Raw genomic sequence first — 12,754 nt, 5'->3', positions numbered from 1 at the left:
TAATATTTTAAATCCTAATTAAATATTAGCAAAATTAAAATCTTAATTTTGCCCTAAAATAGGGCAAAATTTATAAGTAACCATAAAAACTCGCAAGAAAATATCCAAAAATACTTGAAGTAATAACACCTATAAAACCAGGAATAATAAAACTATGATTTATTACAAATCTTCCTATACGAGTTGTTCCGCTTCTATCAAATTGAATAGCTGCTAAATCACTTGGATATGTTGGCAAAATAAAATAGCCATAACAAGCTGGTGCGAATGCTAAAATAACAGCTGGATTAACTCCTATATTTAAAGCTAGTGGCACAAACGCTACAAGTGCAGCTGCTTGAGAATTTACTAATTTAGAAATTATTATTAAAACTATTGCGTAAGTCCAAGGATATTCGCTTAATATATTTCCTGAGCTATCTTTTATCATTTGAGTATGTGTTGCAACCATACTATCAGCCATCCAAGAGATTCCAAATACAGCCACAAGAGCAACCATTCCAGATTTAAATATCTCACTTTTTGAAATATTATTTGCATTAGTTTTTGTAAAGATTATTATTAATGAACCTGCCAAAAGCATAAAAATTTGAATTACTTCAACCATTCCTAAAGGTTTTGCTTGTTCTTTTTTATCGCTAAAAATAATTTTTGCATTTTCAAATTTTTCATTATTAATAATTACATAGTTATTTTCTTGTGTTATTTGTAGATTATTATCAATGCTAATTGCTTTTATATTTTCTTTCGTGCTTTTTACTTTACCATCTTTAATAGTTTTATTTAATTCATTATAAGTAATTATGAGATTTGAATTCTTAATAGGTATTTCTTTTATTGTTTTAGCATTGTTATCTACGATTAAAATACTTGCTGAATCAACTTTTGTATTAAATGCAGGTCGTAGATTTGAAAAATATCCTAAAATAGCAACTAAGGCAATAGCGCCTAAAAATATCCACATTGATAACCAAGCACTATTAGGTAATTTTTCACCTATTAATGATTTGCACCCACCACCATAAACATATTTTTTAAATTCTTCATCTTTAATTTTTTCTTGAAATTCGCTATCTTTATCTAAATCTTTACCCCTAAACCAGCTAAATATTCCAACGCAAAGCACTCCTAAATAAGTTGATGGTATTGTAATTTTAAGTAAGTCCAAATATCCATCAAATCCTGCTAAGTGATGATTACTATTAATAATAAATGCTGTTAGAGTTACTACAGCCACTGATACTGGGCTAGCAATTATTCCAAGTTGTGCTGAAACACTACTTGCCGCCATCGGTCTTTCAGGTCTAATATTGTTTTTAATAGCTATGTCATATACAATAGGTAAAATTGTATAAACAACATGCCCTGTGCCACAAAGAATTGTTAGGGTGCAAGTTGTAATTGGAGCTAAAATACTAATATATTTTGGATTTTTTCTAAGAATTTTTTCAGCTATTTGAAGCATTACATCAAGACCACCACTGGTTTGAAGTGTTGCGCTAGCCACAACAACTGCTAAAATAGTTAGCATAACATCAATTGCTGGTTTTCCTGGTTTTACACCAAAGCCAAAAATCATCACAATAAGCCCAACGCCACCTAACATTCCAAGAGTAATTCCACCTTTTTTTGAGCCATAAAATAGGCAAATACATACAATAGCTAGTTGTATAGCAAATTGTAAAGAATTAGGTAAATTTATAAGAATATCCATTTTTTATCCTTTAATTAAAAAAAATTGATAAATTTTATATTTAAAAGTTAAATATTTAAATTAATTTTAAAAATTAAGTTTTAATTAATTTAAATATTAGTATTAAATTTTTTACTTGGAATTTGGTCTATTATTTATAAAATGATTTTTGTTGCCATTGTAAATACTTTTACTTAGTAAAATGTGAAAAATTTAAGGAGTAGGTAATGAAAGTAATCATTGAAGCAAAAGCAAAAATTATGGCTGAAAACGAAAATCAAGCAAAAATTAATCAAGAGTTTTTTAAAAAATCTAATTTATATTGCCTTAATTTTATGAGCTCTCCTGGTAGTGGTAAAACCACTCTACTTGAGTATATTATAAAAAATAATTTATTAAAATTATGCGTAATTGAAGGGGATTTAGAGACTAATAAGGACGCTGATAGGATTATAAAAGCAGGTGCTAAAGCATATCAAATAAGCACAGGTCAAAGCTGCCATTTAGACGCAAAAATGATAGATTTAGCTCTAAAAAATCTTGATATTAGTAATTCAGAGTTTTGTGTAATAGAAAATATAGGCAATTTAGTATGCCCTGCATCATATAAATTGGGCGAGAATTTAAATGTTGTGCTTTTATCAAGTCCTGAAGGAAGTGATAAAGTAGCAAAATATCCTGTTATGTTTAAAAGAGCTGATGTGATAGTATTAACTAAAATGGATATAGCAAAATATTTTGATTTTAGCCTAGAAACTATCACGCAAGAAGCAAAAAAATTAAATCCAAATGTAAAAATCTTTTGTGTAAGTAGCACTACAGGCGAAGGAATTGCCGAGCTTTGTGAATATTTTAAATCTTTAAGGAGTTAATATGTGTTTATCTATACCATCAAAAGTTTTAAGTGTTGATGAAAATAATTTTGCACAGGTTGATACTTTAGGCATTAAGCGTGGGGTTAGCCTTGATTTGATACCTGAGCAGGTTAATGTGGGAGATTTTGTATTAATTCATGTTGGTTTTGCTATGCAAAAAATTGATGAAGCAGCTGCTAAAGAAAGCTTAGAATTATATAAGCAAATTGCAGATGAGATAGGTAGCGAAGAGATTGAAAGTAGGTTTTTATGAATTACATAAAAGAATATAAAGACGCAAATATTATTAATAATTTAAAAAAACTAATTAATAATGTTAAGCTTGATAGGGTTTATAATGTAATGGAGATTTGTGGCGGGCATACACATTCACTTATAAAATATTCAATCCCTTCTCTTTTGCCTAATATTAACTTCATTCATGGGCCAGGTTGTCCTGTTTGTGTAATGCCAAAAAGTAGGCTTGATGAAGCTATTTTTTTAGCAAGTATGGAAGGTGCTATTTTTTGCACGCTTGCTGATTTGATTAAAGTTCCTGCTAGTAATACGAGTTTAGAAAAATTAAGAGCGCAAGGCAAGGATATTAGAGCGCTTTATAGCCCACTAGAAGTATTAAAAATCGCAAATGAAAATAAAGATAAAAAGATTATATTTTTTGCAATAGGTTTTGAAACTACTACTCCTATGAGTGCGGTTTTGATTGAAAAAGTGCTTGAAATGGGGCTTAAAAATGTATTTTTTCATATAAATCATGTAAGAGTTCCTGAGCCTATTGAAGCCTTATTAAATGATAAAGATTGTAATATTGATGGCTTTTTAGCCCCATCGCATGTAAGTGTGATAATAGGAGAAAACGCGTATTTAAATATGGCTAATGCTTATAAAAAACCATTTGCTATAAGTGGTTTTGAGCCTGTTGATTTAATGCACTCGCTATTAAATTTAAGCTTACAATTTAAGAATAAAACTCATAATGTTTATAATGAGTATTCAAGATTAGTTAGTAAAAATGGTAATGAAAAAGCTAAAGAATTAATTGAAAAATACTTTAGGCGTGATGATTTTGAATTCCGTGGCTTAGGTGTTATTAGTAATGGCGGTTTGGAGCTAAAAGATGAATATGATTATATAAACGCAAAAAAAGTATTTGATATAAAAACAAATACAAAAGCAGAAAACAAAGCCTGTCTATGCCCTAAGATTTTAAAAGGACTTGCAAAGCCAACTGATTGTAAAGTTTTTGGTAATTTATGCACGCCTAATAATCCAATAGGAAGTTGTATGGTAAGTAGTGAAGGTGCTTGTGCTGCTTATTATAAATACAATAGAATTTAAATTAACTCCTTTTTATAGGAGTTAATATGATTATTTGCTTATAAATCTTAGCCAAATATAGCCTAATACAGCTGATACAAAAGAAGCACTAAGTATTGCTAATTTTGCGCTATTAAATAATTCAGGATTATTTTCAAATACAAGAGTGTTTATAAAAAAGCTCATAGTAAAACCAATACCTGTTAGTATGCAAACCCCGTATAATTGAACTTTATTTGATGGTAATTTAAAGCCAAATTTACTAGCAATTAAGCAAAAGCTAAATACACCTAATTGTTTGCCTAAAAATAGACCTAAAAATACTCCAAAAAATACTGCATTAAAATCATTTAAATTAAGACCATTAATTAAAACTCCAGCATTAAATAAAGCAAATAAAGGCAATATAAAATAATTTATATAAGGTGTTAAATCGTGCATTATATGTTCTAAAAATTCTTTATTATCTTTAGTATTTAATGGTATAAAAAACGCACACGCCATACCAGCTAAAGTCGCATGAACTCCACTTTTAAGAACGCAAACCCAAATAAATGCACCGATAATCACATAAAGGCTTTTTATACAAATATGCAAATAATTTAATAATAGCAAAATAGCTAAACCACAAGTAGCAAGGCTAAGACTTAAAATACTTAGCTCATTTGTATAAAACAAAGCGATTATAATAATTGCAGCAACATCATCAAATATTGCAAGGCTTAGTAAAAATATTGTTAAAGATTTTGGAATTTTATTTCCAAGCAATAACAAAACCCCTAAAGCAAAAGCAATATCAGTTGCAGTCGGTATTGCAAAACCTTGTAAAGCAAAGCTATCGTTTATATTAATTAAACTATAAATTATAGCAGGGACAATTACTCCGCCAAGTGCTGCAATTAGTGGCAAACTAGCAGCTTTTATATTGCTTAATTCTCCTATTAGGATTTCTTTTTTAACTTCTAGTCCAACCCAAAAGAAAAATATAGCCATAAGCCCATCATTTACCCATAAAGTAAGTGGTTTTATAAGGTTTAAATCTCCAAAAATCACACCTGCTTTATAATTAGTAATGAGTTCATAATAAGTGTTTAGATTTGAATTTTTAAGAGCTAAAGCAAGTATAGTCATAAAAATCAATAAAATTGGAGCAAAAAGCTCGTGAGTTATAATTTTTTTAAGCATAATATCTCCTTGTTAAAAATTATTTTTTAGCAAGAAAAGTTTGCAATACATTAAACGAAAGCTCATTTAAGCATTGATAGGCAATGCTATTTTGCATTAATTCATTTTTTGTTTTATTAGAAAATGCTTTTGTTAAAGAAAAGCAATTTTTAAAATCACTATTATTTAAACCACAAAATATTATTAATTTTTTATCATAAATTTTACAAATTTGATTAATTTCTCCGATTACTTTTCCCATCAAACTTTGATTATCAAAAGCACCTTCTCCTGTTATTATTAAATCAGAGTTTTTAATCAATTCTTCAAGATTTAAAAGGTTTTTAATGTATGAAAATCCACTTTCAAATTCTGCATTTAAAAATGCTTTAAAGCCAAATCCAAGCCCACCAGCAGCACCACAACCTTGAAATTGTGAATAATCTTTAGCTAAATATTTTTCACAAACTTTTGCAAAATTTTTTAAACCCAAATCAAGCATTTTAATTTCATCATCATTTGCACCTTTTTGCCTTGCATAGACATATGCTGCACCATTTTCTCCATATAGTGGATTTTTCACATCACAAGCTATTTTAAAGCTGCAGTTTTTAAGCTCTTTTAATACATTTTTATCGTTTATTTTTGCAATTTTTATTAGATTTTCTCCGATAGGTTTTAAAATATTTTCAAATTCATTTAAAAACTCGTATCCTAAAGCACTTAGCATTCCTATTCCAGCATCATTTGTAGCCGAGCCACCAATGCCTATTATAAACTCATTTGCACCATTATTAATAGCGTCTTTTATAGCAATACCTAGTGAAATTGTGCTAGTTTTGCAAGGATTTTTTTCATTTTCATTAAGAGCGATTAAACCTGCAAATTCTGCCATTTCAAAATATGCTTTATTTTCTTTTAAAAGATAATAACCCTTATAATCTCTAATACCATAAGCATTTTTTAAGTTTAAATAGATTTTTGTAGCATTGATTTTATCATTTATACTTTCTAAAAAACCTTCTCCACCATCAGAAATAGCTAGTTGAATTGAGTTTATATTTAATTTATCGCAAGATTTTTTGATAGCGTCGTTTGCTTGTTTTGAACTAAGAGAGCCTTTAAAACTATCGCAAATAATTAATGCTTTCATTTTTTTATCCTTTTAATTACAAAATAAATTAGTAAAAAACTAAAAAATAAAGTAGCACTTATATCAAGTATAAATTCATTCATAAAAAATCTCCGTTTTTTTAGGTAGCATTAGGGTATTATCTGTGTATTTTAAATATTTTAGCTTTAGTGCATAAATTTTGTGATTTAGTGCAAAATTAGCAGCTTTATATGTATTTAAATAAAGCCTTTTTTGGGTTTCATTTGCTAATAATAATTTTCCTATTATTTGAACGCCTTTAATTGGATTATTTGTATAAATTGCTGCACTTAATAATTCATCTAATTTAATATGCCTTGAAGTAGGCGATGAGATAAAAAGCAATGCTTCATTAATCTCATCAAATTTATAAAACAAAGTAGCCGAATAAGGCTCGTTTGTAGAAACTACGCAAATATTGTTAGAATTTAAAAACTCATTTATTTTAGATTTCAATATCAATACCAACAGGACAATGATCAGAGCCCATTACATCGCTTAATATAAAGGCGTCTTTTAAATAAGGGGTAAGATTATTTGATATGAAAAAATAATCAATTCTCCAACCAACATTTCTATTTCTAGCAGCTGCACGATAGCTCCACCACGAATATTTTTCAGGAATATCTCCGTTTATATATCTAAATGTATCAACAAATCCAGCATCAAGCAATCTATCAATCCACTCACGCTCAATTGGTAAAAATCCACTTGTTTTTTCATTAGCTTTTGGGTGAGTTAAATCTATTGGGCGGTGTGCTGTATTTACATCTCCACAAATTATGATTTTTTTACCTTCTAATAATAATTTTTTTAAATATTCTAAAAAATCATCATAGAATTTCATTTTATAATCTAATCTTTCATCACCGCTTTGTCCGTTTGGAAAATATATATTAAACAAAACAATATCTTTAAAACTATGCTCTAAAACTCTTCCTTCATCATCAGGAAAAAATTGGGCAAATCTACTATCGCATTCAAAATTTAAAAAGCTCATAACACCAGAATATCCAGCTCTTTTTGCTGAATTTGATTTAATATCTTTAAAGCCTAAATTGTTTATATCTTTTGGAAATTTATCAGGTGTTGCTTTTATTTCTTGAATACCTAAAAAATCAGTAGGGTATTTTTCTAAAAATGAAAACCCATCTTTATCACAAATTGCTCTTAAACCATTTACATTCCACGAAATTAATCTCAAAACTATTCCTTAAATTAAGTTATTTATAATGATAAAAACTATACAAAAAGGTAGTAAATGTTAAAGATAAATCCAATTTTATTTAATTTTGTTTTAAGTGCATATATAATCGCTTTGAATTATTTTTCTATGCTTACATTTTTGAGTAATAAAATAAGTGATATTTATTTTTTTACAATAGTAAATATTATATATTTTGCATTGATATTTTTAGTTGTTAATATATTATGTTTTTTTAGAATTTTGGCTTATATTTGTTCTGTTATTTTAATAATATGCACTGGATTTAGTATATATTTTATTAAAACTTACAATGTAGTTATTGATGGAAATATGGTAGCTAATGTATTTTTAACAGACAAAAGAGAAATGAGCGATTTATTTTCTTTATCTTTTGTATTTTTTATATTATTAAGCGTTGTATTACCAATAATTTTGCTAAGATTTATTAATATAAAAAAAGGTTATTATCTAGCTAAAATAGTTTCAATTATTTTAAGTGCTATGTTGATTTTTGTCATAGTATTTACTAATTCTAGAACTTTTATACCTTTTATTAGAACTAATGATGACATAAGATATTACAATGTGCCATTTCATCAAATATATTCTGCTATTAAAATAACAAAATCAAAATTCACTCCTAAAGAAGAGATGGTAAAAATAGGGCTTGATGCTTCTATTCAAGATGATAATGAGAGCAAAACTTTTATTTTAGTAGTAGGAGAAACTGCAAGGGCAAAGAATTATTCTTTAGGCGGATATACTAAAAACGATACTAATTTTTATACTAAGAATTTAAATATTAATTATTTTAGTAATTTTACATCTTGCGGGACTGCCACTGCTCAATCTTTACCTTGTATGTTTTCATTGCATGATAGGGTGGATTTTAAAAAAGGTGAAAATTATGAGAATGTTTTAAATCTTTTAAATCGTTTTATTGATGTACGTTGGATAGATAATAATTCTGGTGGTTGTCAAAATGTTTGTAATGACATTAATTCTATTATTAAAAGTAAAGATTATGATGGATGGTTAGTTGATGAAGCTAAGAATATATTAAAAAGTAAAAAAGATAAAAATACATTAATAATAGTGCATTTACAAGGTTCTCATGGGCCAAGTTATTATCTTAGATATCCAAAAGAATTTGAAAAATTTACTCCAACTTGTAATACAAATAAATTGCAAGAATGTAGCGAAGATAATTTATATAACACTTATGATAACACCTTGCTTTATACTGATTTTATAGTAGCTAGTTTGATTGATGTTTTAAAGACCGATAATGCCGATAAAAAAGCTTTATTTTATCTAAGTGATCACGGAGAAAGTTTAGGAGAAAATGGGTTTTATTTGCACGGAATGCCATATTATTTAGCACCAAAAGAGCAAATTCAAATTCCGGCTATTTTATGGACTAATTATGAGTATAACAATAAAGATAAACTTGATTTTAAACTATCTCAAGATAATTTATTTAGTTCTTTATTAGGGTTTTTTAATATTTCTACAAAAGATTATAGGAAAAACTATGATTTATTTAGTATAGATTTAGAAAATAATTTATAAATAATATAAAAAATAAAATATTTATAAAATTTTTATTTAGTTTAATATTATTTTAATAATTGTGTGGTTATAATACGCCATTCCTTGTTTTAAAGGGTTGCAGCTAATAAATCGTTAATCATTTTTCAACTATACTCCTAAATGCAACCCTTTTAATCTCTTCAATATTTACGATTTTTACATATTATTTTTACTTTAATTTATTTGATATTTTTAAGGAGATTGTATGAGAAAAATATTATTAGCTTTAGGTATTTTGGTATCTTTAAGTGCTAATGAAAGTTTGTTTGAAAAGGGTGAATATAAAAAAGCTTATCCTAATTTTAAACAAGAATGCAATAAAGATAATTCTAATGCTTGCTATAGATTAGGAGAGATGAATGAATTTGGATTAGGAACTGGAATTTCTTATTCTTATGCTTATAAATATTATAAAAAATCTTGTGATTTGAATAATAAAAAAGCTTGTGGAAGTCTTGGAAAAATGTATTATCTAGGACTTGGCGTTAATAAGGATATAAAAAAAGCGAATGATTTATTAGATAATGCTTGCAAGAATGATATTTATGAAGCTTGTGATAATTATGCTTATTTACAAAAAAAAGAATATAAAGAATTTAAACAAGACGAATTATTTAAAGCTTGCAATGGTGGAATTGCTAATTCTTGTATAGAACTTGCTAATAATTTAAATCCTAATCAAGGAATTGATTTTTATTTAAGAGCTTGTGGTTTAGGCGATGATTATGGTTGTCAGATGGTGTCAAATTGGTATTTAACTACCCAAGTTGTTAATAATAAAATATCTAATTTTTCTGATTTAAGCGATAAAGAGTGTAATAATAAAAATTATAAAGCTTGCAAGTCAATAGGAGATGTTTATAGATATTTAAACAATATAGAAAAAACTCAAATGTATTATGAGCAAGGTTGCGAATTAGATGATAAAGATTCTTGTGCTAGCTTAGCGGTATTACAAGAACATAATAATGATTTTGAAAAAGCTATAAAAAACTATGAAAAATCTTGTAAGATTGGCGATGGTTATTCTTGCTCTAGACTTGGATATATGTATGAAGATGGATTAAAAGATAATGATAAGACATATATCAAAACAGATTCTTCTAAATCAAAAAAATTCTTTCAAAAAGCTTGCGAATTAGGTTTTACTAAAGCTTGTAATTAATATTTTATACATTTTTTTGCCTTTTTTTGTAAAAATTATATTTTTTGCACTGAAGGGCAATAATAGAATTTATATATTTTCGTTAAATTAACCTTGTTTTGAAATTCAACAAGGAGAAATATTATGGCGGAAGCTGGAAAAATTATTAAATTAATAGGCGATGTTAAAGCTATTAATGTTAATGGTGAGAAGTCACTAAATGTAGGCGATGCAGTATCACTAAATGATACTATTAGAACAATCGGAAAAGATACAAGTGTTGATATAGAACTTAGCAGTGGCAAAGTTTTACATATTGTAGGAGATAATGTTGCAAAGATTGATAATAGTATTTTAACAAGTGAAAGCTTTGAAAATGAAGCTGCAATTGATGATAAAATCAATAACTTAATCAATAACTTAGTAAATAACAATGGAGAAATAGAATTAGACGCAACTGCTGCTGGTGAAGCTGGTGCTGCTGGTGCTACTGGAACATTAAATGATGTTGTGTTTGACCAATCAGGTAGCGAAAGCACAGTTTATGCAGATGTATTATCAAGAGAAGTTGATAATAATGTTATTACTAACTTTAACAACAACGGCTTAGGTGTTGCAAATCTTAATGATTTATTAGCACAAGGTAATCAAGTAACACCTGAAATTAATGGAGAAGCTAACAATGGCGAAATTCCTACAATTCCAGGAAATAATGGTGCTAATGACAATGTAGTTCCTGAAAATCCAGAAAATAATACAGGAAACAATACTCAACCAGAAGTAAAACCTGAAGAAAAACCTGAAAATACTGAAGATGTTGTAACTCCAGAAGTAAAACCTGAAGAAAAACCTGAAGATAATAAACAACCTGAAGTAAAACCTGAAGAAAAACCTGAAAATACTGAAGATGTTGTAACTCCTGAAGTTAAACCTGAAGAAGATAAAACTGAAGACAATAAACAACCTGAAGTAAAACCTGAAGATAAACCTGAAAATACTGAAGATGTTGTAACTCCTGAAGTAAAACCTGAAGAAGATAAAACTGAAGACAATAAACAACCTGAAGTTAAACCTGAAGAAAAACCTGAAAATACTGAAGATGTTGTAACTCCTGAAGTTAAACCTGAACCAACTCCAGTTGTTCCTGAAGATAAACCAGTTGATAATGTTATCCCATCTACTCCATTAAACCCTGCTACTAAACTATTTACAGATATTCTTATTACTTCAATCAATGGTGATAATACAGCAGTTGATGATAGAGCAGAAGTTAGTGAAGGAAAATTAGTAATTACTGCTAAATTAGATGACTTCAAAGGCAAAGAAGGCGAATACACATTTACAGTAAATAGCAATTTAAACAATGCAGGTTTAGAGCAAAAAGTTACAGCTTATGTAAATGCTAATGGTGAATTTACATTTACAATGGATTCTAATGTTGTAAATAACGAACAAGGAATGATTAAATTAAGTATAGGTAGCGTAAGCGATACAGCAAATATATTTTATGTTCCAGCTACTCCTGATAATACAGATGATAAACCAGTTGATGTTGTAACTCCAGAAGTTAAACCTGAAGATAAACCTGAAAATACTGAAGACAATAAACAACCTGAAGTTAAACCTGAAGCTCCACTATTTGATAAACTTGTAATTACAGAAGTAAATGGAGATGAATCTTTAAGTGATAAATTAGCTAAAGTAGATAATAATGAATTAGTAATAAAAGCTAAATTAGAAGGCTTTACAGGTAATGCTGGTGATTATATATTTACAATAGGAAGTAATATAATAGGTGCTACAAATAGTGTTGTATCTAAGGTTTATGTAGATGAGAATGGTAATTTCACAATTACATTAGACTCTAATATAGTTAATCAAGAAACAGGTTTAATTAGCGTTAGTTTGGATGGTAAATATGATACTGTAAGAGTTGAGTATGATGCACCTGTAGTTGAAGCAGTAGATGCAGATATTAAGGTAGACATACTTGATAATAAAGGCACAAATATTGAAGATACATTAAATAATAATAAAGAATTAACAATAAGTGGTAGTGTATCTCCTGTAGATGCTAACGGAAATAAAGTTGAGTTTAATCCTGATAACGCAACTATTACAATTAATGGTGAAAAAGTAAATGCTACAATCAATCCAGATGGCTCATTTACAACTACTTATACTCCAAGCAAAGATGGAGAAGTTAAGGTAGAAGTTAGTTATGATTTAGATAATGGTAAAGCAGTAAAAGGTGAAGCTGCTACTACAATAGACACTACAGCTCCATTATTAGGAGAATTAACAGGAACTCCAGATAACAATGGTAATTATGTTGTAGAAGGTAAAACAGAGCCAAATGCAGTAGTAACAATAAATGGTAAAACTGAAGTTAAAGCTGATGCTGATGGTAACTTTAAAGCAACATTAAATGATGTAAAAGATGGCGAAAAATTAGAATTAGTAGCTAAAGATGAAGCTGGAAATATTAGTAATGTTGGCACAATAAATGCTAAGTTAGATACTAAAGAAAACACTTTAGAATTTAAAGTATTACAAGGTGATGAAGATGGATTCTTTAATAACTTAACTGAAATTCCAAATGGTGGTAGAA

General features: G+C 28.1%; 11 protein-coding genes. 6 read left to right on the top strand and 5 right to left on the bottom strand.

Annotated elements, in window-relative coordinates:
* Positions 1-70 precede the first annotated feature (70 nt).
* Positions 71-1,714, bottom strand: coding sequence for an anaerobic C4-dicarboxylate transporter (locus tag AVBRAN12637_RS06530; RefSeq protein ID WP_336615538.1), 1,644 nt, complete (start codon positions 1,712-1,714; stop codon positions 71-73).
* 206 nt (positions 1,715-1,920) lie between these two features.
* Here AVBRAN12637_RS06530 and hypB point away from each other — a divergent pair, with 206 nt between their 5' ends.
* The 3 genes from hypB to hypD are packed head-to-tail and all read left to right on the top strand — an operon-like array spanning position 1,921 to position 3,903.
* A complete protein-coding gene (gene hypB / locus AVBRAN12637_RS06525; protein ID WP_214117951.1) occupies positions 1,921-2,565 on the top strand; it encodes a hydrogenase nickel incorporation protein HypB in 645 nt (214 codons plus the stop codon).
* 1 nt (position 2,566) lies between these two features.
* On the top strand, positions 2,567-2,821 hold the full coding sequence (locus tag AVBRAN12637_RS06520) for a HypC/HybG/HupF family hydrogenase formation chaperone (RefSeq protein ID WP_214117952.1): 255 nt from the start codon (positions 2,567-2,569) through the stop codon (positions 2,819-2,821).
* A complete protein-coding gene (hypD, locus tag AVBRAN12637_RS06515) occupies positions 2,818-3,903 on the top strand; it encodes a hydrogenase formation protein HypD (RefSeq protein WP_336615537.1) in 1,086 nt (361 codons plus the stop codon). Before AVBRAN12637_RS06520 ends, hypD begins: the two co-directional genes overlap by 4 nt.
* A gap of 30 nt (positions 3,904-3,933) precedes the next feature.
* Here the strand turns inward: hypD and nhaA are convergent, their stop codons facing one another.
* The 4 genes from nhaA to AVBRAN12637_RS06495 form a co-directional block, all read right to left on the bottom strand.
* A complete protein-coding gene (gene nhaA / locus AVBRAN12637_RS06510; RefSeq protein ID WP_214117954.1) occupies positions 3,934-5,067 on the bottom strand; it encodes a Na+/H+ antiporter NhaA in 1,134 nt (377 codons plus the stop codon).
* 19 nt (positions 5,068-5,086) lie between these two features.
* Positions 5,087-6,199: a glycerate kinase gene (locus AVBRAN12637_RS06505; protein WP_336615536.1), complete on the bottom strand. Its 1,113-nt coding sequence runs from the start codon at positions 6,197-6,199 to the stop codon at positions 5,087-5,089.
* Positions 6,200-6,274: 75 nt separating this feature from the next.
* Complete coding sequence (locus AVBRAN12637_RS06500) at positions 6,275-6,655, bottom strand: hypothetical protein (protein WP_214150058.1); 381 nt, start codon at positions 6,653-6,655, stop codon at positions 6,275-6,277.
* Positions 6,645-7,403 carry an exodeoxyribonuclease III gene (locus AVBRAN12637_RS06495; protein ID WP_336615535.1) on the bottom strand — a complete coding sequence of 253 codons (759 nt, stop codon included), beginning with the start codon at positions 7,401-7,403 and terminating at the stop codon, positions 6,645-6,647. Before AVBRAN12637_RS06495 ends, AVBRAN12637_RS06500 begins: the two co-directional genes overlap by 11 nt.
* Before the next feature lie 57 nt (positions 7,404-7,460).
* On the opposite strand from AVBRAN12637_RS06495, the gene AVBRAN12637_RS06490 reads away from it, so the two are divergent.
* The 3 genes from AVBRAN12637_RS06490 to AVBRAN12637_RS06480 form a co-directional block, all read left to right on the top strand.
* Positions 7,461-8,978, top strand: a complete 1,518-nt coding sequence (locus tag AVBRAN12637_RS06490) for a phosphoethanolamine transferase (protein ID WP_336615534.1) — start codon at positions 7,461-7,463, stop codon at positions 8,976-8,978.
* A gap of 226 nt (positions 8,979-9,204) precedes the next feature.
* Complete coding sequence (locus AVBRAN12637_RS06485) at positions 9,205-10,164, top strand: tetratricopeptide repeat protein (protein WP_214117959.1); 960 nt, start codon at positions 9,205-9,207, stop codon at positions 10,162-10,164.
* Between the two features lie 123 nt (positions 10,165-10,287).
* A partial coding sequence (locus tag AVBRAN12637_RS06480; RefSeq protein WP_336615533.1) for an Ig-like domain-containing protein occupies positions 10,288-12,754 on the top strand: 2,467 nt, incomplete at its 3' end.

The organism is Campylobacter sp. RM12637, assembly GCF_020137645.1.
Lineage (GTDB): Bacteria > Campylobacterota > Campylobacteria > Campylobacterales > Campylobacteraceae > Campylobacter_E.
The sequence above is the reverse complement of the archived record's forward strand: the minus strand, read 5'-3'. Positions and strand labels throughout refer to the sequence as shown.

Coding starts and splice junctions, on each gene's coding strand:
- AVBRAN12637_RS06505 (WP_336615536.1), bottom strand. CDS start 6,199: ATGAAAGCATTAATTATTTGCGATAGTTTTAAAGGCTCTCTTAGTTCA.
- hypB (WP_214117951.1), top strand. CDS start 1,921: ATGAAAGTAATCATTGAAGCAAAAGCAAAAATTATGGCTGAAAACGAA.
- AVBRAN12637_RS06530 (WP_336615538.1), bottom strand. CDS start 1,714: ATGGATATTCTTATAAATTTACCTAATTCTTTACAATTTGCTATACAA.
- nhaA (WP_214117954.1), bottom strand. CDS start 5,067: ATGCTTAAAAAAATTATAACTCACGAGCTTTTTGCTCCAATTTTATTG.
- AVBRAN12637_RS06520 (WP_214117952.1), top strand. CDS start 2,567: ATGTGTTTATCTATACCATCAAAAGTTTTAAGTGTTGATGAAAATAAT.
- AVBRAN12637_RS06485 (WP_214117959.1), top strand. CDS start 9,205: ATGAGAAAAATATTATTAGCTTTAGGTATTTTGGTATCTTTAAGTGCT.
- hypD (WP_336615537.1), top strand. CDS start 2,818: ATGAATTACATAAAAGAATATAAAGACGCAAATATTATTAATAATTTA.
- AVBRAN12637_RS06490 (WP_336615534.1), top strand. CDS start 7,461: ATGTTAAAGATAAATCCAATTTTATTTAATTTTGTTTTAAGTGCATAT.